20 protein-coding genes are annotated in these 21,759 nt (G+C 71.1%); 10 read left to right on the top strand and 10 right to left on the bottom strand.

The genetic code is table 11. The features are described from left to right. Nucleotides 1-8: 8 nt before the first annotated feature. Both OG390_RS16195 and OG390_RS16190 read left to right on the top strand, forming a co-directional pair. Nucleotides 9-1,031 (top strand): NADP-dependent oxidoreductase, encoded by a 1,023-nt coding sequence (locus OG390_RS16195; protein WP_406168579.1) that lies wholly within the window; start codon nt 9-11, stop codon nt 1,029-1,031. Between the two features lie 115 nt (nt 1,032-1,146). Beyond that, complete coding sequence (locus OG390_RS16190; protein WP_406168577.1) at nt 1,147-1,566, top strand: organic hydroperoxide resistance protein; 420 nt, start codon at nt 1,147-1,149, stop codon at nt 1,564-1,566. Nucleotides 1,567-1,627: 61 nt separating this feature from the next. Here the strand turns inward: OG390_RS16190 and OG390_RS16185 are convergent, their stop codons facing one another. Further along, complete coding sequence (locus tag OG390_RS16185) at nt 1,628-4,225, bottom strand: M14 family zinc carboxypeptidase (RefSeq protein ID WP_406168575.1); 2,598 nt, start codon at nt 4,223-4,225, stop codon at nt 1,628-1,630. 223 nt (nt 4,226-4,448) lie between these two features. Between OG390_RS16185 and OG390_RS16180 the strand changes: the two genes are divergently transcribed. Together OG390_RS16180 and OG390_RS16175 are read left to right on the top strand one after the other, a co-directional pair. After that, a complete protein-coding gene (locus OG390_RS16180) occupies nt 4,449-5,321 on the top strand; it encodes a hypothetical protein (RefSeq protein WP_406168573.1) in 873 nt (290 codons plus the stop codon). A gap of 186 nt (nt 5,322-5,507) precedes the next feature. Then, nucleotides 5,508-6,344 carry an EI24 domain-containing protein gene (locus OG390_RS16175; protein ID WP_406168571.1) on the top strand — a complete coding sequence of 279 codons (837 nt, stop codon included), beginning with the start codon at nt 5,508-5,510 and terminating at the stop codon, nt 6,342-6,344. Nucleotides 6,345-6,694: 350 nt separating this feature from the next. On the opposite strand, the gene OG390_RS16170 is transcribed toward OG390_RS16175, so the two are convergent. Beyond that, nucleotides 6,695-7,675, bottom strand: a complete 981-nt coding sequence (locus OG390_RS16170) for a LysR family transcriptional regulator (RefSeq protein WP_406168569.1) — start codon at nt 7,673-7,675, stop codon at nt 6,695-6,697. Between the two features lie 58 nt (nt 7,676-7,733). On the opposite strand from OG390_RS16170, the gene OG390_RS16165 reads away from it, so the two are divergent. Genes OG390_RS16165 through OG390_RS16155 form a run of 3 tightly spaced genes read left to right on the top strand, consistent with a single transcriptional unit; the run spans nt 7,734 to nt 9,321 of the window. Continuing rightward, nucleotides 7,734-8,546 (top strand): NAD(P)-dependent oxidoreductase, encoded by an 813-nt coding sequence (locus OG390_RS16165; RefSeq protein ID WP_406168567.1) that lies wholly within the window; start codon nt 7,734-7,736, stop codon nt 8,544-8,546. Between the two features lie 9 nt (nt 8,547-8,555). After that, nucleotides 8,556-8,945 (top strand): RidA family protein, encoded by a 390-nt coding sequence (locus OG390_RS16160; RefSeq protein WP_406168565.1) that lies wholly within the window; start codon nt 8,556-8,558, stop codon nt 8,943-8,945. Nucleotides 8,946-8,991: 46 nt separating this feature from the next. Then, entirely contained in the window at nt 8,992-9,321 is a 330-nt protein-coding gene (locus OG390_RS16155) for a YrdB family protein (protein WP_406168563.1), read from the top strand. Nucleotides 9,322-9,453: 132 nt separating this feature from the next. On the opposite strand, the gene OG390_RS16150 is transcribed toward OG390_RS16155, so the two are convergent. Then, complete coding sequence (locus OG390_RS16150; protein WP_406168561.1) at nt 9,454-10,029, bottom strand: TetR/AcrR family transcriptional regulator; 576 nt, start codon at nt 10,027-10,029, stop codon at nt 9,454-9,456. 129 nt (nt 10,030-10,158) lie between these two features. Between OG390_RS16150 and OG390_RS16145 the strand changes: the two genes are divergently transcribed. Together OG390_RS16145 and OG390_RS16140 are read left to right on the top strand one after the other, a co-directional pair. Beyond that, a complete protein-coding gene (locus OG390_RS16145; RefSeq protein ID WP_406177691.1) occupies nt 10,159-12,621 on the top strand; it encodes a beta-glucosidase in 2,463 nt (820 codons plus the stop codon). A gap of 125 nt (nt 12,622-12,746) precedes the next feature. Next, nucleotides 12,747-13,781, top strand: a complete 1,035-nt coding sequence (locus OG390_RS16140; protein WP_406168559.1) for a hypothetical protein — start codon at nt 12,747-12,749, stop codon at nt 13,779-13,781. A 28-nt stretch (nt 13,782-13,809) separates the two neighbouring features. Here the strand turns inward: OG390_RS16140 and OG390_RS16135 are convergent, their stop codons facing one another. Together OG390_RS16135 and OG390_RS16130 are read right to left on the bottom strand one after the other, a co-directional pair. Beyond that, on the bottom strand, nt 13,810-14,877 hold the full coding sequence (locus OG390_RS16135; RefSeq protein ID WP_406168557.1) for an aldose epimerase family protein: 1,068 nt from the start codon (nt 14,875-14,877) through the stop codon (nt 13,810-13,812). Nucleotides 14,878-14,914: 37 nt separating this feature from the next. Then, complete coding sequence (locus OG390_RS16130) at nt 14,915-15,817, bottom strand: SGNH/GDSL hydrolase family protein (protein WP_406168555.1); 903 nt, start codon at nt 15,815-15,817, stop codon at nt 14,915-14,917. Between the two features lie 220 nt (nt 15,818-16,037). On the opposite strand from OG390_RS16130, the gene OG390_RS16125 reads away from it, so the two are divergent. Continuing rightward, nucleotides 16,038-16,532, top strand: a complete 495-nt coding sequence (locus OG390_RS16125; RefSeq protein ID WP_406168553.1) for a DUF3145 domain-containing protein — start codon at nt 16,038-16,040, stop codon at nt 16,530-16,532. A 166-nt stretch (nt 16,533-16,698) separates the two neighbouring features. Here the strand turns inward: OG390_RS16125 and fabF are convergent, their stop codons facing one another. The 5 genes from fabF to fasR form a co-directional block, all read right to left on the bottom strand. Further along, complete coding sequence (gene fabF, locus OG390_RS16120) at nt 16,699-17,970, bottom strand: beta-ketoacyl-ACP synthase II (RefSeq protein ID WP_399074191.1); 1,272 nt, start codon at nt 17,968-17,970, stop codon at nt 16,699-16,701. A gap of 128 nt (nt 17,971-18,098) precedes the next feature. Next, complete coding sequence (locus OG390_RS16115) at nt 18,099-18,347, bottom strand: acyl carrier protein (protein WP_189185313.1); 249 nt, start codon at nt 18,345-18,347, stop codon at nt 18,099-18,101. A gap of 72 nt (nt 18,348-18,419) precedes the next feature. Next, a complete protein-coding gene (locus OG390_RS16110) occupies nt 18,420-19,487 on the bottom strand; it encodes a ketoacyl-ACP synthase III (protein WP_399074189.1) in 1,068 nt (355 codons plus the stop codon). A 16-nt stretch (nt 19,488-19,503) separates the two neighbouring features. Beyond that, nucleotides 19,504-20,418 carry an ACP S-malonyltransferase gene (locus OG390_RS16105; RefSeq protein ID WP_406168551.1) on the bottom strand — a complete coding sequence of 305 codons (915 nt, stop codon included), beginning with the start codon at nt 20,416-20,418 and terminating at the stop codon, nt 19,504-19,506. Nucleotides 20,419-20,507: 89 nt separating this feature from the next. After that, nucleotides 20,508-21,713: a fatty acid biosynthesis transcriptional regulator FasR gene (gene fasR, locus OG390_RS16100; RefSeq protein WP_399074185.1), complete on the bottom strand. Its 1,206-nt coding sequence runs from the start codon at nt 21,711-21,713 to the stop codon at nt 20,508-20,510. Nucleotides 21,714-21,759: the final 46 nt, after the last annotated feature.

Below are 21,759 nucleotides of genomic sequence, written 5' to 3'. Positions count from 1 at the left end.
GCACCCTCATGACCGACACCCCCCAGCTCCCCGCCGTCAGCCGCGAATGGCACCTGGCCGCCCGCCCGGTCGGCTGGCCCAAGCCGGAGGACTTCGCTCTGGTCGAGGCCGAGGTCCGGCAGCCGGGGGAGGGCGAGGTCCTGGTGCGGAACGAGTACGTGTCCGTGGACCCGTACATGCGCGGCCGCATGAGCGCCGCCAAGTCGTACGCCGCCCCCTATGAGCTGGGCAAGGCCATGCTGGGCGGCGCGGTCGGTGAGGTCGTCGCCTCGAACGCCGAGGGAATCGAGGTCGGTGACCACATCCTGCACTTCCTCGGCTGGCGCGAGTACGCCGTCGTCGACGCCAAGCAGGCCGTCAAGGTGGACCCGGAGGCCGCGCCGCTGTCGACGTACCTCGGCGTCCTCGGGATGACCGGGCTCACCGCGTACGCGGGCCTCCTGCGCACTGCCTCCTTCAAGGAGGGCGACTCCGTCTTCGTGTCCGGCGCCGCCGGTGCCGTCGGCAGCCAGGTCGGGCAGATCGCCAAGCTCAAGGGCGCCTCGCGCGTCATCGGCTCCGCCGGCTCGGACGAGAAGGTCAAGCTGCTCGTCGAGGAGTACGGCTTCGACGCCGCCTTCAACTACAAGAACGGCCCGGTCGGCGAGCAGCTGCAGGAGGCCGCCCCCGACGGCGTCGACGTCTACTTCGACAACGTGGGCGGCGACCACCTGGAGGCCGCCATCGGCTCGCTGAACCGGGACGGCCGCATCGCCGTCTGCGGCATGATCTCCGTCTACAACAGCACCGAGCCGGTCCCCGGCCCGAAGAACCTGGCCCGGCTGATCCAGACCCGCGGCCGCATCGAGGGCTTCCTGGTAGGCGACCACTACGACCTGCAGCAGCAGTTCGTCCAGGAGGTCGGTGGCTGGGTCCGCTCCGGCGAGCTCAAGTACAACGAGACGGTCGTCGAGGGCATCGAGAACAACCTGGAGGCGTTCTTCGGTGTCCTGCGCGGCGACAACGTCGGAAAGATGATCGTCAAGCTCTGAGCTCACGACGACTCCCAGAGGGCCTGTCGCTGGACTTCCGACATACGGTAACTTCTTTCCGAAGTCGTCGCGATCGTGGGCGCGAGTCGCGACGGACCAAGGAGGAACGCACCGTATGTCCATCCAGCAGACCGACGTTCTGTACACCGCCGTCGCCACCGCCGAGAACGGTCGCGACGGCCGGGTCGCCACCGACGACGGCGAGCTCGACGTCGTCGTGAACCCGCCCAAGGAGATGGGCGGCAGCGGCGCGGGCACCAACCCGGAGCAGCTGTTCGCCGCCGGGTACAGCGCCTGCTTCCAGGGCGCCCTCGGTGTCGTCGCCCGTCAGGAGAACGCCGACATCTCCGGCTCGACCGTCACCGCGAAGGTCGGCATCGGCAAGAACGAGGACGGTTTCGGGATCATCGTCGAGATCTCCGCCGACATCCCGAACGTCGATGCCGCCACCGCCCGCGCTCTCGTCGAGAAGGCCCACCAGGTGTGCCCGTACTCGAAGGCGACTCGCGGAAACATCACCGTGACGCTTGCCTGACGGCATTCGTTGCTCATGGCGGAGGCCGCACCCTAGGACGTGGGGTGCGGCCTCCGCTGTGTCACCGGGATCGGGACACCGTCAGCAGTGCCCTCCCCACCTGCGGGAATTCCCCCTTCGGATGGTCGCGGAAGAGCGGCTCGGTGCCGAACAGCACCGCGTGCGGTCCACTGACCACCGACGCCCGGCCTCCCGCCGCCGTGGGCCCGCCCTCCCCCATAGCCTTAAGGGCGTGGGAGGTGCCCCCATCGTCGCCCAGCGGCCGCCAGTGCCCGGAGACGAGCGGATCACCCGTCGCGTACGACTGCTCGACGCGGACCCCGGGCCCCAGATCGGTGAACCAGACAGGGGCGTACACGAAGCTGTGATCGGGCGCGCCCACCGTGACCGGGCCGCCCGAATTCACCACTCTCACCACGCCGTTGGCGTCCCCGTTGCCCTCGACCGGCTGCACGGCGAGCAGTCCGGCGGCGGCGTTGAGCGCGGCGCCCGTGGCTCCGCGGCCGACGAGGCCGTGCGTGCCCAGGAAGGCGTCCAGGGCCGTCCGCGCCGACGCGGTCAGGGCCGAGTGGTCCAGTCCCGACGATACGAACAGCACATCCGCCGAGGACCAGTCGAAGCCGGCGTTGAGGATCGCCGTCGACACCGGGACCACGTCGAAGTTCATCTCCCGGAGGGCGAAGAGCTCACCGGCGGTGACGGCGGCGGCGACGCGGGTGGGGTGCAGGAGGGTGCCGCCGGTCGTTCTCGTCGCATCGAAGACGACGTCGTACGCGCGGGCGAGGGCATCGGCCTTCGTACGGGCCGACGACGGCACGAGCGCACTGCCGTCGGCGCTCAGGCGTACGGAAACGCCCTGCCGGAGAAGGGAGTTGAGCGCCGCGATCTCCTGCGGGGTGTCGAGCCGCAGACGGAGGTCGCCGCGCGGAGCGACGTATCCGACGTGCGCGGCGGCGCCGACCGCGCGCAGCGGGACGGCGGACAGACTTCCGCTGTGCACGCGCTCGACCGTCGCGCCCCACAGGCGGCCCAGGCTCCAGCCCGAGATGTCGTACATCGTCGACACCTTGTCGCTGATGTCCCGGCCGTCCGCGAGCATCACATTGGCGAGACCGCGTTTGGGCTGGTGCAGGTCGACGACGTACGAGCCCTTGACGTACGACCGTCCCGCGAGCCGGAAGTCACGGGTCGCGCGCGAGACCCGTACGTCATTGGCGAGGAGGTGGTCGACGAGGCGGGCGGCGGCCGTGGCCGAGCGCTGTGCGGGGCCGGCCGGAAGGACGTACGCGCGCGGGAAGTCGGTCGTGTAGACGTCCTCGGGGCCGATGCCCGGGACGCCCGGGACCGTTTCGGCGGAGACCGGCACCTGGGCGGCGCCCGTCGCACCGCGCCGGAATTCCTCGATCTGGTCGGCGATCAGCGAAGTCCGGTGGGACTGGGCGAAGTCGAGGGTCGCGCGCATGGCCGCACCCGCGACGTCGACGTTGATGGCCGAGCGACGCCTGAGCTCGTTCACCGGCAGGGTGTCGTACGCCGAGTTGTTCACCGTCAGCGGGATCTCGACGGTGTGCGCGGCGACCGTGCCGTGGAACGCCGCGTACTGGGGTGTGAAGATCGGCGGCCAGTCGTCCCAGCCCTCCCGCTGATCGCGGAAGGGGATCTGAGCCGGTTCCACGCCGTCCTTGGCGGGGGTGTAGCCGAGGCCGTTGACGGCGGCCTCCATGCCGAAGGCGTTGGCGTAGGTGTTCTTGAGGAAGAGGTCGTACTCGTAGTTCTCGCCGTGCGGCGGGGTGGTCGGTTCGATGAGGGTGCCGTTGACGTAGCCGTGCAGGTCGAGCATGACGGCCGGCTGCTTGTCGATCTCGATCTGCCGCATCGCGCGCGCCTCGGGCTGCGAGGCGGTGATGAAGTCGCGGTTCAGGTCGAAGCCGTTGGCGTTGGCGCGGGTGCCCGCGATACGGCCGTCCGGGTTCGCGGTGATGTTGAAGTAGAGGCGGCTGTGAGCGAGGAGATCGGTGGTCTTCGCGTCGTGCGCGGTCGCGAGCCGCTGGATCAGCTCGAGGGCGGCGTCCGTGCCCTCCCACTCGTTGCCGTGGATGTTGTTGTTGAAGAAGACGGGAGTTTTGTAGGTCTTCTTGACGGCCGGGTCCTTGGCGGCCGGCTGGGGCGCGTTCTCGATGAGCTCGCGCATACGTTCCTGGGCGCGGGTCTCGCGGGCGCTCTCCGGGGCGGTGACGGTGACGAGGTAGAGCCGGTGGCCGCCGGCCGAGCGGCCCGCGACCTCGACGCTGACACGGTCGCCGAGCCGCTGCAGGGCGTTGAGCTTCGGGGCGATGCCGTGGTACGGGGTCAGGCCCAGTTTGATGGACTTGTCGGCGGGGTTCTCCGGGTCCGGGGTGAGGACCTGCTCGCGGGGGTAGCCACCGGTGCCGGCGCTTGCGGACAGGTCGGTGACGGGGGCGGTGAGGGCGTTGCGGGCGGCGCTCGCGGGGGCCCCGGCGGCGCCGTTCGCCGGAGCGGATCCCTCGCGGACCGGCGGTTTGCGGTCCGCCGTGGCGCTGGGCGGGACGAACAGCAGCGAGCCGGCGGCGGTGGCGGTGACGGTGGCGATCAGGACGGGTCTGCGAAGACGCGTCGGAAGGGGCTTCGGCAGGCGCACGCGTCGTACCTCCTGAGGGGGGTCCTGTGAGCGGTACGGCGAGGTGTACCTGTTCGACTCTTGCGCAACAAGGGGGCGTTGCCGTCACGGCGGTGGTCACGGATGCCCCGGATGGCGCATCCCCACAGGGCCGGAAGGGGCATGCTGGGTGCGGGCGCCGGCGCGAGGCAGGGCCGGGCCGCAGGTTCGGCCGAGCGGTTGCAGCGCGTGGCGAGGAGGGCCCATGTCCCCGGTTCCGTCGATCCCGTTGATCCCCAGCAGGGAGGACGTGGTGCGCATGGCGCGCAACACGACCGACATCACCGGCCAACTGCTCGACACGGCGGGGAACATCACCAGAATCGCCGTCAACACGTTCGATCCCCGGGACGGGTCGGGGGCGGAGGTGCTGCGCGTCCTGCGCGAGACGACGGCCGAGCTGGCCGAGGCGAGCGCGTCCCCGCAGGCGCAGGAGGCGTTCTACCGGATCGTGGACACGCTGACGCGGCTGGGCACGAGTGGGGCGCCGCTGGCGGTGCATCCCGTGAGCGAACCGGCGCAGGCGTTGCTCGCCGCGCTGGGCGACAGTCTGCTGCCCATCCTCGACGCGGTGGAACCCGCCGTGGAGGAGGCGGCCGTCGCGCTGGGGGAGCTGGTGGAGGCGACCTCGCCGCTGCTGCCCGCGGCGGCGGGGGTCGCGGCGGGGGCGGTGCTCGCGCTGACTCCGGTGGTACGGGCCGCCGCGGACGTCCTGCGGAGTTCGTCGCCCGAACTCCGGCGCATCGCTGACGCGTTGACCGCCGCGCTGGCTCCATTGCTGCCGTTGCAGGTGGCGCTGGCGGAGCGGGCGGCCGCGGCCGGGGCGGGGGTCGTGCGGGCCGGGCTGCCTCCCCTCGCCGATCTCACGGAGGCGGCGGCCGCCGCGATGACAGCGGCTCGCCCGCTCCTCATCGCGAGCGAGGAGCTCCTGGTCTCCGGTCTCGAACAACTCCAGCCGGTCCTCCTCGCCGGAGCCTCCCGCGCGGGGCGAGTCGCCCGGGCGGCGGCCGTCCGTGTCTCGGCAGCGGTGTCGCCCGCGGCGGAACGGGGCGTGGTGGTCGCGGTCACACCCGTGTAGTCCGCCCCCTCCGCCCCTGCACATTCCCGTCCCTGGGGGATGCGCCCCTGAAGGGGCGCGGGGAACTGCGCGACAAGCCCCCACCCACCCACCCGCAGCCGAAGGCCGGTACGGTACGGGCAGGGGCGGAGGGGGCGAAAAACCCACCCACCCGCACCCCCACCGACCGCCCGCTAAAGTTCCCCCATGCGCGATCTTGGGGTGGGCTTCAGCTACTTGGTGCAGGGCCAGCGATGGGTGGCCCGGCACGGGAAGCAGTACGGGTTCGGACTGGTCCCGGGGCTCATCACCCTCGTGCTGTACGGCGAGGACTTCGTCACCTGGGCCACCCCCTTCGCGGACGACTGGACCAGCCCCTGGGCGGGTCTCTTCCGCGGCTTCCTCACCGCCGTACTCTTCGCCCTCGCCCTCCTCCTCGCCGTCCTCACCTTCACCGCGGTCACCCTCCTCATAGGGCAGCCCTTCTACGAGAACCTCTCCGAGAAGGTCGACCGCGACGTCTCCCCGGACGGCACGGCCCCCGAGTCGGGCCTCCCGCTCTGGCGGGAGCTGTGGATCTCGGCGCGGGACAGCCTGCGTATCGTCGCAAGGGCGGCCCTGTGGGGCGTGCTCCTCTTCGGCCTCGGCTTCGTCCCGTTCGTCGGCCAGACGGTCGTCCCGGTGATCGGCTTCTTCGTCACCGGCTTCTTCCTCACCGAGGAGCTCACCGCCGTGGCCCTCCAGCGCCGCGGTGTCGACCTCCGTGCCCGCCTCTCACTGCTCCGCTCCCGCAAGATGCTCGTCTGGGGCTTCGGCACCCCCCTGGGCCTTGCTTTCCTGGTTCCGTTCGTCGCGGTGTTCCTGATGCCCGGTGCCGTCGCGGGCGCCACCCTCATGGCCCGCGATCTGCGGGGCGAGGAGACGGGGACGACCGAGGACGACATCAGGTCCCCGCCCGCCGGACCCCGGCCCTGCGCCCGGTCGACGGCCCGCCGCCACAGTCGCGCGCCCTGCTGTACGACGACATGCCGGGCCTGCTCGTAGGAGTCCGCCCTGCCCAGCGCCCGCGCGAACGCCGGTGCCACGGTGTCGAATCCGGAGCGCCGCAGGATCTCCTGGGGTGCCGTCCCGTCGAGCCGCTGCTCCTCGACGGTGGAGGTATCGGCGGCCGACGCGCTGGGCGTGGCCGTCAGACCCGCGAGCAGGGCCAGTCCGAGTACGCCGATCCGAACGCGTAGGTGAGTCAAGGGAGTTCGGGCCTTCCGTCGCAGTGGGGTGCTTCCGGACGGCGGAAGTATCCCGTGATGGCTGGGCGTACGCCATGGTGCGTGACGGGTGCGGCACCGGGGCGGCCTGATGAAGTCCCCCTGGTCCCGGTGCCCTTGGTGTCCGGATCAAGTCGCCCTGGTGCCGGGAATCCTGGCGGCCGAGTCCCGCAGCGCGGCCAGGAACGCCTCGGCCGCCGGTGCCAGGGACCGCCCGCGCACCGTCGCCGCGTACACCGCCCGGGCCGGCGCGTCCTCGTCGAGCACCGGGAGCAGCGCGATGTCGGGCCGTACGGACTCCGCGGCGAGCGCCGGGATCAGCGTCACCCCGAGACCGGCGGCGACGTACCCCTGCTTGGCGGTCCACTCGGCCACGACATGTGTGACGCGTGGGCGGAACCCGTGCCGCAGCGCCGCGTCGAGCAGGGTGCCCTCGGGGCGGGACCCGCCGGATATCCAGTCGGCGTCGGCGAGTTGGGGAAGCCGTACGGAGGGCTCGGCGGAGAGCGGATGGCCGGCGGGGACGGCGACGTACAGGGACTCGTCGAGCAGGTGGTGCAGGGTATAGGCGTCCAGCGGGGCGCGGCCCGTCGTCGAGACGACCGCCAGGTCGAGGTGGTCGGCCGTCAGCCGGTCCAGGAGTGCGCGGGTGAAGCCCTCCTCGCGGGTGAGCCGGACCCCGGGGTGGCGGGCCTGGAACGCCGCCATGGCCCGCGGTACGAGGGCCGCGTCCGCCGTGGCGAAGGCGCCCACCCTCAGCCGCCCGCCTGCCACCTTCCGCAGCGCGGCGAGCTCCCGCCCCGCGCCGTGCAGCCGCTCGACCACCGACTCGGCGTGCGGTACGAGGACCCGCCCGGCCTCCGTCAGCCGTACACCCCGGGCCAGCCGGTCGAAGAGCGGGGCCCCACCGAGCGACGCCTCCAGCGAGGAGATCTGCCGCGACACCGCGGACTGCGTCCACCCGAGCGTCCGCGCGGCCACGGTGAACGAACCGTGCCGGGCGACTTCGAGGAAGACCCGCAGCCAGACGGTCGAGAGATCGGGTACGTCGTGCTGCCGACCCCTGGCCTCGACGCCTCCGACCACCCGAGTGTCATGCGAGCTCTGCATGACACACATGCTAGACATTCGCTTGTCGCATCACCTGTGGGTGCCTAGCGTCGAAGACATGGAAAAGATCGCTTTTCTCGGACTCGGCCACATGGGCGCCGCGATGGCACGTCAACTGCTCAATACCGGACACCCGTTGACGGTCTGGAACCGCACCGCCGCGAAGGCGGAGCCGTTCGTCGCCGAGGGGGCCGCCCTCGCCGCCTCCCCGGCCGAGGCGGCACGGGACGCGGACGTGGTCATCACGATGCTCGCCGACCCGGCCGCGCTCGACGCGGTCGCGGACGCGATCGTGCCGCAGCTGCGCCCGGGCGCGTACTGGGTGGAGATGTCCACGGTCGGTCCGGACGTGATCAAGGAGCTGGCCGCCCGGCTCGGGGAGGGCGTGACGCTCATCGACGCGCCCGTGGCGGGCAGCACCGACAAGGCCGCGGCAGGCCGACTCGGCATCCTGGCGGGCGGTGATGCGGCCCCTGTCGAGCATGTGCTGGCGCACTTCGGCACCGTCACCCGCACCGGACCGCTCGGCTCCGGCGCCGCGCTCAAGCTCCTCGTGAACGCCGCCGTACTCGGCGGAGTCGCCCTCGTCGCCGAGATCATGGTCCTCGCGGACGCGCTGGGCATCGACGAGGGCACCGCCCGCACCGCCCTCGCGAACGGCCCGCTCGGCGGCGCCGCCGCCCGCGCCTTCGCCGAGGGTGTGCATTTCGACACCTCGCTCGCTGTCAAGGACGCCGGCCTGGCGGCCAAGGAGGCCCGACTCCCGCTCATGGAAGCGACGTTGGAGCACTTCGGGCGAGCCGCCGCGGACCCGGACATCGCCCGCGCGGACATCGCCGAGGCCGTCACCCACATCCGTCGATCGAGCTGAAGGAACGCCGTGCAGATCACGTTGGACAACCCGGCCTTCGCGCCCCAGCCCGCCAACGCCTACTACTCCCAGGTCGCCCGCGTCGAACTCCTGGGCGGCGGTGTGCTGTTGTATCTCTCCGGCCAGGTGGCGGACGGCGCGGACCTGGCCACTCAGAGCCGCGGCGTCTTCGAGGCCATCGACGCTCTGCTCAAGGCGCACGGCGCGACCCTCGACGACATCATCAACATCCGTACGTACCTGACCGACATCGACAAGCTCGCCGAATACGGCGCCGTGCGCCGGGAGTTCCTCACCGGCACCGCACCCACCAGCATGACCTTCGAGGCCTCGCGCCTCTTCAAGCCGGACGCCCTGGTCGAGGTCGAGGTGGTGGCCGCGGTGACCGGGACGGAGTGATCCGTTCCGGGGTCGGAGTGATCCACTCCGGGTGATACTGCCGCGCATGAAGGCAGCGAACCTGGGCGTGCTCTTCCTCATCGAACTCGGCGCCCTCGCGGCCGCCGGGTACTGGGGGTTCACTCGCGACGTGGCCACGCCGCTCGGCTGGCTCCTCGGCCTCGGCGCACCGGCCGTGCTGATCGCGCTGTGGGCGCTGTTCGGCTCGCCGAAGGCGAGGTACAAGACGCGCGGCGGGGGCCGCGTCGGCTTCGAGCTGCTCTGGTTCGGGGCCGGCGTGGTCGCCCTGGTGCTCGCCGGGGCATTCGTCTGGGCGGTCGTCTTCGCCGCCGTCTGCGCCGTGAGCAAGATGCTCGCCGTCATCTGGCGTCAGTGAGGCCGTTCAGCAAGATGCTCGCCGCCATCTGGCGTCGATGAGGCCGTGGGCAAGAGTCGTCATCTGGCATCAGTTACGCCGTGAGCACGACGCTCACCGTCATCTGGCGTCAATGAGACGGCAGTCGGTGCTTCAGGTCTCGCCCAGCAGTGCGAGAAAGTCCCGGAACGCCCCCGGCATGTCCACCGACTCCGGATCCAGCAGCCACTGGTACTGCAGTCCGTCCATCACCGCCACGAGCAGGGGGGCGGTGCGCTCGGGCGTGAGTCCGTTCGGCAGCCGCTCCCCGTACTCGGCGCGCAGCACGGCCGCCATGCTTGCGCGCACCCGCGCGTATCGCTCGGTGAAGTACTCGCGCGCCGGATGCCCCTCCGTGACGCTCTCGCCGAGCAGCGCCGAGAAGGTCTGGATGATCCCGGGCCGCATGGCGTTGTACTCGACCAGTGAGGCGAGCAGATCGACCCGCCACTGGGTGTCCGGCACGGCGTCCCACTGGTCGCGCTCCTCGAGGACCGCGACGAGCAGGGCGTCCTTCGTCGGGTAGTAGTGCAGCAGCCCCTGCTGGGTCAGCCCTACGCGCTCCGCGACCGCGGCCAGGCTCGCGCCCCGGTAGCCACGCTCGGCGATCACCTCCAGGGCCGCCCGGACGATCTCCGCGCGCCGCTCCTCGCTTCTGGCCCTGGTGCTCATGGCGTCACCGTACGGCATCCGATCTCCGTGAATATAACGGCAAGATTACGAAACCTACCGCACTACAGGTAACGGGTGCAGGATGAAGGCGTCCAAGGACTTCAACGAGGAGGTGCCGCCGTGGCGGAAACAGCGGAGAACGCGGGGATCAAGACCGGGGACGCGGCCGATCAGGCCCGCGAAGCGGTCGTCGCGGCCGACCGGGCCCGCGAGGCCATCGTCGAGGCGGCCCTCGGCAAGCTCGACCTGGACGCGAAGGCGCGGCTGCTGTCCGGCCAGGGCATGTGGACGCTGCCCGCGCTCCCCGAGATCGGGCTGAAGTCCCTGGTCGTGTCCGACGGTCCGATCGGCGTCCGCGGAGTCCACTGGACGGCGGACGACCCGTCCATCGCGCTCCCGTCCCCGACCGCGCTCGCCGCCACCTGGGACCCGGCCCTCGCCCGCCGCGCAGGCGCCCTGCTCGCCCAGGAGGCCCGCCGCAAGAAGGTCCACGTCCTGCTCGCCCCGACCGTCAACCTGCACCGCTCCCCGCTCGGTGGGCGTCACTTCGAGGCGTACAGCGAGGACCCGTATCTGACCGGCCGGATCGGCAGCGGTTACGTGCAAGGCGTGCAGTCCGGCGGCGTCGGCACCACCGTCAAGCACTTCGTCGCGAACGACGCCGAGACCGACCGCTTCACGGTCGACAACGTGGTCTCCGAACGCGCCCTGCGCGAGCTCTACCTGGCCCCCTTCGAGGCCATCGTCGAGAACGCCCACCCCTGGGGCATCATGACCGCCTACAACTCCGTCAACGGCACCACGATGACCGAGCACCGCTACCTCGTGAACGAGATCCTGCGCGGTGAATGGGGCTTCGACGGCTTCAACGTCTCCGACTGGATGGCCGCCCGCTCGACCACCGCCGACATCGAGGGCGGCCTCGACGTCGCCATGCCCGGCCCGCAGACCGTGTACGGCGCACCGCTCGCCGCCGCCGTGCGCGCCGGCGAGGTCGAGGAGGCCAAGGTCGACGAGGCCGTCCGCAACGTGCTCCGGCTGGCCGCCCGCGTCGGCATCCTGGAGGGTGCCGAGCCGGTCGTGACCGAGCCGCCCGCCCCCGTCGACGGCGAGGCGCTGGCCCGCGAGATCGCCCGCCGCGCCTTCGTCCTCGTACGGAACGAACGGCGGGCCCTCCCGCTGAAGCCCGGCACCGTCGCCCTCATCGGTGCCGCAGCCCGCGACGCCCGCGTCCTCGGCGGCGGTTCCGCCACCGTCTTCCCCGCCCGGATCGTCTCGCCCCTCGACGGCCTCACCGCCGCCCTCCCCGAGGGCAGCCTGACGTACGCCGTCGGCGCCGACCCGACCGAGGAACTCGCCGTCGCCGACAAGGGGTTCGAGCTGCGCGCCGTCTGCCGCGACGCGAACGGCGAGATCATCGGCTCCGGTTCCGCGCCCAACGGCCAGATCCAGTGGATGGGTGACGACCTCCCCGAGGGCGTCACCCACGACACCCTGCACACCGTCGAGCTGACCGGCACCTTCACCCCGCGCGACGGCGGCCCGCACACCTTCGGCATCAAGGGCCTGGGCGCCTTCACCCTCACCGTCGACGGCACGACGTACTTCGACGACGCCCAGCGCACTGACAAGGACGACCCCTTCGAGGCGTTCTTCGGCGCCCCGGTGCCCCGCGCCCAGGCCGAACTGACCGCGGGTGAGCCGGTCGAGGTCTCTCTCACCCACGTGGTCACCCTCCCCGAGGGCATCCCGATGAAGGTCGTCGGCTTTGCGCTCGCCCACCAGGAGCCGCAGCGCGACGCGGACGAGCTGATCGCCGAGGCCGTCGAGGCCGCCCGCGCCGCCGACAGCGCGGTCGTCGTGGTCGCCACCACCGACCGCGTCGAGTCCGAGGGCTTCGACCGCAAGGACCTCCGGCTCCCGGGCCGCCAGGACGAGCTGGTGCACGCCGTCGCCGCCGCCAACCCGAACACCGTCGTGGTCGTCAACTCCGGCTCCCCGGTGGAACTGCCGTGGCGCGACGAGGTCGCCGCCGTGCTGTTGAGCTGGTTCCCCGGCCAGGAGGGCGGCGCCGCGCTCGCGGACGTCCTCACCGGCGCGCACGAGCCGGGCGGCCGGCTGCCCAGCACCTGGGGCTCCTTCGCGGACGCCCCGGTCACCCAGGTGGTCCCGGCCGACGGCCGGCTCCCCTACACCGAAGGCGTGTTCATCGGCTACCGCGCCTGGGAGAAAGAGGGGAAGACCCCCTCGTACCCCTTCGGACACGGCCTCGGCTACACCGAGTGGACGTACGAGTCCCTCGAGATCAGCGGGACGACCGTCACGATCCGTGTGCGGAACTCCGGTGAGCGCGCCGGGCGCGAGGTCGTCCAGGTCTACCTGGCCCCGGTGGCGGCCGACGTCGAGCGGCCCGCCCGCTGGCTCGCCGGATTCGCGGGCGTCGAGGCCGTAGTGGGCGAGAGCGTCGAGGCCGTCGTGGAACTCCCGCGCCGCGCGTTCGAGATCTGGGACGAGAACGCCAGAGCGTGGGCGTTTGTGAAGGGTTCGTACGAGGTTCAGGCGGGCCGCTCGATCAACGACCGCCGGGTCGCGGCGGCGATTAACGTCTGATCCGGGACAAGCTCCCCACCGAGCAGCCCCGGTCCGGAACCTGACCTCCGGGCCGGGGCTCGTGGCTTTTCGGACACCTGTGGCAGACTCGCGGGCCGACACACGCCGGTTCGGGGGAGAAGCGCATGTACCCAGGTCAGCAGCAAGGTCCGTACCCGCCTCAACAGGGCTATCCGCAGCAGCCGTATCCGCCGCAGCAGGGCTACCCGCAGCAGCCGTATCCGCCTCAACAGGGCCACTCGCAGCAGCCGTATCCGCCCCAGCAAGGCCACTCGCAGCAGCCGTATCCGCCCCAGCAGGGTTATCCGCAGCAGCCGTATCCGCCCCAGCAAGGCCCCCCGCAACAGCCGTACCCCCCGCAGCAGCCGTACCCTCCGCAGCAGGGATACCCCCAACAGCCGTCCCAGCCCTACCCGCCTCAGCCGGGGCCCCAGCAGCCGATGGCCCCTCAGCAGAACCTGGGCGACGCCCGGATGACGCTGGACCCGAACCTGAGCGCCGGTCAGCGCGAGCTGGTGCTGAAGATCCAGCAGACCAGCAAGGTGTACGCGTTCGGCTTCGTCCTGGGCATCCCGCTGACCTTCGGCGGCGCCCACTACGGCATCACCGAGAAGCCGATCGGCTTCGCCGGGACCGCGCTCGGCCTCGTCGGCCTGGTCGTCGGCGTGCTGGCCCTGCTGAAGGCGCGGGGCCTCAAGGAGCAGCTGCGCCGGCTCACCCCGGACGCCTGGCGCTCCCCGGCCGCGCACCTGCCGAGCGCCCGCAAGGCCGCCACGCAGGCCGCGTACGTCAACGGCGTCCTGGTCCTGCTGTCCCTGAGCGCCGCCGGTTATCTGCTCGTCAAGGGTGCCGACTGGGGCGCGTACGGGAACTCGTTCGGCTTCGGCGGGCTGATGCTCGCCGTGTTCATGCCGCTCGGCATGGGGATCGCCGCCGCGACGACCATCCCGCAGCTGCTCCAGGTCGTTCCGGCCGGTGCCCGGGTCGGCCAGAGCCTGTACTCCATCATCATGGCGCTGGGGGCGCTGATCCTCTTCAACGGGATCAAGGGCTTCGACCCGCTCCCCATCGCCGTCGGCGGCACCGTCACCGCGATCTGCCTGGGCGCCATGTCGATCCTCGGCAAGGCGACCAAGCGGATGCGCGGCGAAAGCTCCTAGCCGCGGGAACGCCCAGCCGCCGGAGCGCCTAGTCGCGCACGCCGAATCCGAAGCGGGTCCGCGACCTGTACACCCCGCCCGGCCGCAGCTCCGTGCTCGGGAACTCCGGCCGGTTCGGGGAGTCGGGGAAGTGCTGCGCCTCCAGGGCGATGCCGTCGCCCGGCGCGAAGGGGTCGCCCAGGTGGTCCGCGGTGTAGAGCTGCAGCCCCGGTTCGGTGGTCGCCACGGTCAGCACGCGCCCGGAGGTGGGGTCGTGCAGCTCCGCGACCTCGGCGGCCGCCGCCGTGACCCCTTTGTCGAGCACGAAGTTGTGGTCGTACCCGGCGCCGACCCTCCGCGTCTGCCGGAAGTCGAAGCGTGTGCCCTCGACGGGGGCGAGCTCCCCGGTCGGGATGAGCTCGGCGTCCACCGGCGTCAACCGCGAGGCGGCTAGGCGGAGTTCGTGCCCGCTCGCGCTTCCCGAACCGCTCAGGTTCCAGTAGGTGTGGTTCGTCAGGTTCACCACGGTCGGCGCGTCGGTGACCGCCTCGTAGGCGATCTGCAGCGTGCCGTCCTCGTCGAGGCTGTACGTCGCCGAGACCTCCAGACGGCCCGGGAAGCCCTCCTCGCCGTGCGGGCTGACCCGCGTCAGCCGCACTCCGTGCTCGACCGGATCGGCGTCCCACACACGCTTGTCGAAGCCGAGTTCGCCGCCGTGCAGGGAGTTGGGCCCGTTGTTCCGGGCGAGGTGGCAGGTCTGACCGTCGAGCGGGAAGCGGCCGCCCGCGATGCGGTTGGCGTACCGCCCGACCAGCGCTCCGAGGTACGGCTCCGGATGGGCGAGGTAGCCCGCCAGGTCCGGGAACCCCAGCACCACGTCCACGGCCCGCCTTTCCCCACTCTCGGCTTCTCCCCCATTCTCGGCTTCTCCCCCATTCTCGGCTTCGCTCGAGCGGGGGGACCCCCATGAGCGGGGGGACCCCCATCGGTCGGGAACCTCGAGCGACTGCACGATCCCGCCGTACGTCAGGACCCGCACCCGCACGCCGGACCGCTCCAGTGTCCAGCGATGGACCGGGGTGCCGTCGGAAAGGGTGCCGAAGAGTTCGCTGTGCATGATCGAAAGCCTAGGCCAATGATCTGTGCGGGAGCGGTCAGGCCACCGGCTTCTCCGCCGTCACCATGCGGTAAGCGATCTCCGCCAGCCGGGCCTGGCCGTCCTTGCTCGGGTGGAACCAGTCCCAGTGGCTCAACTGGTCCGTGCCGAAGCGGTAGTCGAAGACCGCGCCCCCGTCGAAGCGACAGTGCCGGTCCTTGGCACAGACCTCCCGAAGGACCTCGTTGTACGCCTCCACGCGATCCTGCACCCGGGCGCGCCGCAGGGTCGCCGCCGAGTCCAGGATGTCAGCGTCGTCCAGCATCGAGGGGCAGATGCCCAGCTTCCACACCTGCTTGCCCACCGGGTTGGTGCGGCCCTGGGACCACAGCCGCTTCAGGTCCGGCACGCTCGACACGTATACCTGAGTCTTGGGCAGGGCGCTGCGCAGTGTCTGCATCGCGTCCTCGAACTCGGTGCGGAAGTCGGTGACGGAGGTCATCGCCGAGGCGGAGGAGCGGCAGGCGTCATTGGCGCCCGCCATCACCGTGACCAGCTCCGGCTTCTTGGTCGCGGCCTGCGCCATCTGGCCGGGCAGGTCCTCCATCCGTGCACCGGTCACCGCGTAGTTCCAACTGCGCTCGGCGGCCCCGGCCGTGCCGAGCAGCCGTACGGCGAGACTGCGGACCTTCGGGTCGCTGCCCGTCGCCCACGACGCCTCCGGGCAGTCCGTCAGCACGGCGCACGCGTCGAAGCCGCGGGTGATGGAGTCCCCGACCGCGGCCACCGACTGCGGGCTGCGGTCCCAGCTGGGCGTGGGCTTCGGGGAGGGCAGCGCGTTGGCCGTCGTACCTCTTGGCGCCGGGGAGTTGCCACCGGAGGCGTCGCACCCGGCGACACCCAGCAGAGCCGCCGCCGCGACGGCGAGGACGGCCCGTGAACGGTGACTGCGGTTCCGCATCCCCTGGTCCCCTCGTTCGATGTGCAGGGTCGAGCGCCACACCTTGGACACGGTCGGTCAGCACGCGCGTCCCGTTGGGTGAAACCTCGGTGTTTCCAGGCGTCGGGACCGACGGTACGTCACACTCCTTGCGCCGCCGCACGGTAGCCTCGCCCCGTGGCCGCCCTGCCACTGCCGTTCCGCTAAGTTACAAGATGTCTCGCTCTGTCCGGAGGCCCCAGTGACGACACGTGGAGTTCTCTACGTGCACTCCGCGCCCCGAGCGCTGTGCCCACACGTCGAGTGGGCGGTCGCGGGGGTGCTCTGTACGCGTGTGAACCTCGACTGGATCCGGCAGCCCGCCTCACCGGGCACCTGGAGATCCGAGTTCTCCTGGAAGGGCGAGGTCGGCACCGCCTCCAAGCTCGCCTCCGCGCTGCGCGGCTGGCAGATGCTGCGCTTCGAGGTCACCGCCGAGCCGTGCCCCACGGCCGAGGGCGAGCGCTACAGCTGCACCCCCGAGCTCGGCATCTTCCACGCGGTCACCGGAATCCACGGCGACATCCTGATCCCCGAGGACCGCCTGCGCGCCGCCCTCCTCCGCTCCCAGCGAGGCGAAACCGACCTCGAGGCCGAACTCGCCAAGCTCCTCGGCAAGCCCTGGGACGACGAGTTGGAACCCTTCCGATACGCGGGCGAGGGCGCCCCGGTCCGCTGGCTCCACCAGGTGGTCTGACCGGCGAACGTCCTGGGGGGGGAAGCGCGCCCAAGGGGCGCGGGGAACTGCGCGACCAGCCCCATGCGATCCGCACTCGGGGGACGACCGAACAGCGAACGGCGTGTGGCCCGTACTCCCGGCAAGGAGTACGGGCCACACGCCGTTCAGCAGAGGGAACCCGGCGTCAGACGCTACGGAACGCCAGCACCACGTTGTGCCCACCGAACCCGAACGAGTCGTTGAGGGCAGCGATCCGTCCCTCGACGGGGAGCTTGCGCGCCTCACCGCGGACGATGTCGGCGGCAGCCTCCGCCTCGGGGTCGAGGTTGTCGACGTTGATGGTCGGCGGCGCGATCCGGTGGTACAGGGCGAGCACGGACGCGACCGACTCCACGCCGCCCGCGCCACCGAGCAGGTGACCCGTCATCGACTTGGTGGCGGACACCGCCATGTGGTCGGCGTCGTCGCCGAACACCTTGCGCAGGGCCTTCAGTTCGGCCACGTCACCGGCCGGCGTCGAGGTCGCGTGCGCGTTGACGTGCACGATCTCGGCCGGGTCCAGGTCGGTGTTGTCGAGCAGGTTCTGCAGGGCGTGCGAGATGCCGCGGCCCTCGGGCTCCGGCTGCACGATGTCGTGGGCGTCTGCCGAGATGCCCTGGCCGACCGCCTCCGCGTAGACCCGGGCGCCGCGCTTGGCGGCGTGCTCGGCCGACTCCAGGACGAGGACGCCGGCGCCCTCACCGAGGACGAAGCCGTCACGGGCGACGTCGTAGGGGCGCGAGGCACCCTGCGGGTCGTCGTTGTTCTTGGACATCGCCATCATGTTGCCGAAGGCGGCGATGGGCAGCGGGTGGATGGCCGCCTCGGTGCCACCGGCGACGACGACGTCGGCACGGCCGGTGCGGATCATCTCGATGGCATAGCCGATGGCCTCGGCGCCCGAGGCGCAGGCGGAGACCGGGGTGTGCACACCGGCGCGGGCGCCGACGGAGAGGCCCACATTGGCGGACGGGCCGTTCGGCATCAGCATCGGCACGGTGTGCGGGGAGACACGGCGTACGCCCTTCTCCTTCAGCACGTCGTACTGGTCGAGCAGGGTCGTCACGCCGCCGATGCCGGAGGCGATGACCGCGCCGAGCCGGTCGGGGTCGACGTTCGGGTCCTCGCCCGCCTTGTCGGTGTAACCGGCGTCCGCCCAGGCCTCCTTGGCCGCGATCAGCGCGAACTGCGCCGAGCGGTCCAGGCGGCGGGCCTGCGGGCGGGGAATGACCTCGCCCGGCTCCACGGCGATCTGCGCCGCGATGCGGACCGCCTGATCGGCGGCCCACTCCTGCTCCAGGGCGCGGACACCGGAACGTCCGGCGACCAGGCCCTCCCAGGTAGAGGCTGCGTCGCCACCCAGCGGTGTGGTTGCGCCGATACCGGTGACGACCACGGTGCGATTGGTCGGGCTCACGGGAATTCTTTCTCCAACGGATACGAGGATTCAGCGGCGCCACCGCCGGGTGGCGGGGCATACAGCCCAGGCGAACCAAGGGCTGTCAGCCCGGGTGAACCGGGCCTTCAGCCCAGGTGATCGGAAGATCAGGCCTGGTGCTTGAGGATGTAGTTCGTCGCGTCGCCGACGGTCTTGAGGTTCTTGACGTCGTCGTCCGGGATCTTGACGTCGAAGCGCTCTTCGGCGGCGACGACGACCTCGACCATGGACAGCGAGTCGACGTCCAGGTCGTCGGTGAAGGACTTGTCCAGCTGGACGTCCTCGGTGGGGATCCCGGCGATCTCGTTCACGATCTCGGCGAGACCTTCGACGATCTCTTCCTGAGTGGCGGCCATGTCAGGCGCTCCTTCGGTATGTATCCAGAGGGTGTGGCGGTACTCCGGCCGGAGATGATCCGGACGGTGTGCCTAGGGGAGGGTAACGACCGTGGCGGCGTACACGAGACCCGCCCCGAAGCCGATGACGAGCGCGGTGTCGCCGCTCTTCGCCTCACCGGTCGCCAGGAGCCGCTCCATCGCGAGCGGGATCGAGGCGGCCGAGGTGTTGCCGGTGGTGCGTACGTCGCGGGCGACCGTGACATGCGCCGGCAGTTTCAGCGTCTTCACCATCGAGTCGATGATCCGCTCGTTGGCCTGGTGGGGAATGAAGACATCCAGGTCGTCCGGGGTGATTCCGGCCGCGTCCAGCGCCTGCTGAGCGACCTTCGCCATCTCGAACACGGCCCAGCGGAACACCGCTTGGCCCTCCTGCGTGATCGCAGGGAACTTGATCTCGCCCTTGGAGTCGAGCGGAAGCTCCGAGACGTCGCCGGTGGGGGTCTCTCCGCTCGAGCGAAGTCGAGAGGAGGGGAGGAAACGGTCCCACGGCACCGTCTGCTTGATCGTGCCCGCCTTGTCGCCCTCGGAGCCCCACACGGTGGGACCGATGTGCGGCTCCTCGGAGGGGCCCACGACGACGGCGCCCGCACCGTCACCGAACAGGAAGGCCGTCGCGCGGTCCTCCAGGTCGGTGAGGTCCGACAGCCGCTCCACGCCGATGACGAGGACGTACTCCGCCGAACCCTCGACGATCATGCCCTTGGCGAGGGTGAGGCCGTAGCCGAAGCCCGCGCAGCCGGCGGAGATGTCGAAGGCGGCGGCCTTGTTCGTGCCGAGTTTGTCGGCGATCTCGGTGGCGACGGCCGGGGTCTGGCTGAAGTGCGACACGGTGGAGACGACCACGGCGCCGATCTGGTCGGCGTTGATCCCGGCGTCGGCGATGGCCTTGCCGGACGCCTCGATCGACATCGCGGCGACGGTCTCCTCGTCGTTCGCCCAGTGCCGGGTCTCGATGCCGGAGCGCGAGCGGATCCACTCGTCGGACGAGTCGATCGTCTCCAGGATCACTTCGTTGGGCACGACCCGGACGGGGCGGTAGCCGCCGACGCCGAGGATGCGGGCAAAGGGAGCGCCCTTGGGTGCCTTGATCTTCGACATGCTCTGGGGCTCCTTCTCAGGCACTGTGCTCTGCGATGAGCTCGCGAGCCGCGTCGAGGTCGTCGGGGGTCTTCAGCGCCAGCGTGGCGACGCCGGGCAGCGCGCGCTTGGCCAGTCCGGTCAGGGTGCCGCCGGGGCACACCTCGACCAGCGCGGTCACGCCGAGCTCCTTGAAGGTCTCCATGCACAGGTCCCAGCGGACCGGGTTGGCGACCTGGCCGATCAGACGCGCCAGAACGTCGGAGCCGGCCGTCACGGCCTGGCCGTCCTTGTTCGACACATAGGTGATCAGCGGGTCCGCCGGGTCCAGGCCCGCGGCGGCCTCGGCCAGCACGTCGACCGCCGGAGTCATGTGGTGAGTGTGGAACGCGCCCGCCACCTTCAGGGGCACGACACGGCGTACGCCCTCGGGCTTGTCCGCCTCCAGGGCGGCCAGCTCCTCCAGCGTGCCGGCGGCCACGATCTGGCCCGCGCCGTTCACGTTCGCCGGGGTCAGGCCGAGCTTCTCCAGGTGCGGGACCGTCGTCTCGGGGTCCCCGCCGAGCAGCGCCGACATACCGGTCTGCGTGACGGCGGCGGCGTCGGCCATCGCCAGGCCCCGCTTGCGTACGAGCTGCAGCGCGTCGGTGTCGTCGAGCACTCCTGCGAAGGCGGCGGCGGTGATCTCTCCGACGCTGTGGCCCGCGACGGCACCGGGGTTGATGTCACCGAGTGCCGAGGCCGACAGGAGGCCGGCGGCGACGAGGAGCGGCTGCGCGACAGCCGTGTCCCGGATCGCGTCCGCGTCGGCCTGCGTGCCGTAGTGGGTGAGGTCGAGCCCGATGGCGTCCGACCACGCGGCGAGGCGGTCGGCGGCCCCGGGAAGGTCGAGCCAAGGAGTCAGGAAGCCGGGCGTCTGAGCGCCCTGGCCGGGAGCGACGAGTACGAGCACTCTCACACTCTCTCTTGTGGACGGCCACGGCCGCCCGTGGGGACAGGGACGAAGAACACGAGGGGGAATTGTAGGTCCCCGACAAAAGGCTAGGTTTGGGGATCTCCATCGGCCAGACGTCCCAGGATCAGCGCGATCCGTAGCGTGAACGCGGAGCGTACATCCGAAGGCGACCAGCCGGTGACGTCAGTCACACGTCGGAGCCGGTAGCGCACGGTGTTGGGATGGACGAAGAGCATCCGGGCCGCGCCTTCGAGGCTGCTCGCCTGTTCCAGATAGACGCTGAGCGTCTCCAGGAGCGCGGAGCCGGCCTCCTCCAGCGGTCTGTAGATCTCCTCCACCAGCTGCTCGCGGGCGGACGGGTCTCCGGCGATCGCGCGCTCCGGCAGCAGATCGTCCGCCAGAACCGGCCTCGGGGCGTCCTGCCAGGCGAAACATGCCTTGAGTCCGGCGGCGGCGGCCTGCGCGGACCGGGTCGCGGCGAGCAGATCGGGCACGATCGGCCCGGCGACGACGGGCCCGGCGGCGTACGGCCCGATCAGCGACTTGGCGACGGCGAGCGGGTTGTCGTTGCCGCCCGCGATGACGACGAGCCGATCGCCGAGCACACCGGTCAGTACCTGCAGCTTGGCGTGCCGGGCGGCCCGCCGGATCGCCTCGACCGTCAGCTCGCTGTCACCGTCGGGCGCCGTACCCAGCACCACGCAGACATGTTCGGGAGAATTCCAGCCGAGGGCCGCGGCCCGGGAGACGGCACCCTCATCGGCCTCACCGGAGAGCACCGCGTTCACGACGAGCGATTCGAGCCGGGCGTCCCAGGCACCCCGTGCCTCCGCCGCCTGCGCGTACACCTGGGCGGTGGCGAAGGCGATCTCGCGGGCGTACACGAGCAGGGCCTCGCGCAGCACCGACTCGTCACCGGGAGCGGCGACCTCGTCGATCGCGCTCTCCATGACCTCGATGGTGGTGCGCACCATCTCGACGGTCTGGCGCAGGGTGATGGCCCTGGTCAGCTCGCGGGGAGCGGTCCCGAACACATCGGTGGAGATGGCCTGCGGGGCGTCGGGGTGCCGGAACCACTCGGTGAAGGCCGCGATACCGGCCTGGGCGACGAGACCGATCCAGGAACGGTTCTCCGGGGGCATGGCCCGGTACCACGGCAGCGTCTCGTCCATCCGCGCGATGGCCTGGGCGGCGAGACTGCCGGACGACTTCTCCAGCCGCTTCAGGGTCGCGGAGTGCGCGTGGATGGCATGCGCTGGGCGTTCGGTGTTGCTGGATTCGGGTTCGGGCACGGGACAAGACTGCCTTATCAGGACGGAGGTGTGCGGCGGCGGGTCG

This window comes from Streptomyces sp. NBC_00996 (assembly GCF_045162675.1).
Classification (GTDB): domain Bacteria; phylum Actinomycetota; class Actinomycetes; order Streptomycetales; family Streptomycetaceae; genus Streptomyces.
This window is presented reverse-complemented; position numbering and strand designations above follow the sequence as displayed.

Bases quoted from the DNA above. Each gene is read 5' to 3' on its own strand.
- OG390_RS16135 (WP_406168557.1), bottom strand. From the start codon at position 14,877: ATGCACAGCGAACTCTTCGGCACCCTTTCCGACGGCACCCCGGTCCAT.
- OG390_RS16140 (WP_406168559.1), top strand. From the start codon at position 12,747: ATGTACCCAGGTCAGCAGCAAGGTCCGTACCCGCCTCAACAGGGCTAT.
- OG390_RS16190 (WP_406168577.1), top strand. From the start codon at position 1,147: ATGTCCATCCAGCAGACCGACGTTCTGTACACCGCCGTCGCCACCGCC.
- OG390_RS16165 (WP_406168567.1), top strand. From the start codon at position 7,734: ATGGAAAAGATCGCTTTTCTCGGACTCGGCCACATGGGCGCCGCGATG.
- OG390_RS16155 (WP_406168563.1), top strand. From the start codon at position 8,992: ATGAAGGCAGCGAACCTGGGCGTGCTCTTCCTCATCGAACTCGGCGCC.
- OG390_RS16195 (WP_406168579.1), top strand. From the start codon at position 9: ATGACCGACACCCCCCAGCTCCCCGCCGTCAGCCGCGAATGGCACCTG.
- OG390_RS16150 (WP_406168561.1), bottom strand. From the start codon at position 10,029: ATGCCGTACGGTGACGCCATGAGCACCAGGGCCAGAAGCGAGGAGCGG.
- OG390_RS16180 (WP_406168573.1), top strand. From the start codon at position 4,449: ATGTCCCCGGTTCCGTCGATCCCGTTGATCCCCAGCAGGGAGGACGTG.
- OG390_RS16175 (WP_406168571.1), top strand. From the start codon at position 5,508: ATGCGCGATCTTGGGGTGGGCTTCAGCTACTTGGTGCAGGGCCAGCGA.
- OG390_RS16130 (WP_406168555.1), bottom strand. From the start codon at position 15,817: ATGCGGAACCGCAGTCACCGTTCACGGGCCGTCCTCGCCGTCGCGGCG.
- OG390_RS16115 (WP_189185313.1), bottom strand. From the start codon at position 18,347: ATGGCCGCCACTCAGGAAGAGATCGTCGAAGGTCTCGCCGAGATCGTG.
- OG390_RS16110 (WP_399074189.1), bottom strand. From the start codon at position 19,487: ATGTCGAAGATCAAGGCACCCAAGGGCGCTCCCTTTGCCCGCATCCTC.
- OG390_RS16170 (WP_406168569.1), bottom strand. From the start codon at position 7,675: ATGCAGAGCTCGCATGACACTCGGGTGGTCGGAGGCGTCGAGGCCAGG.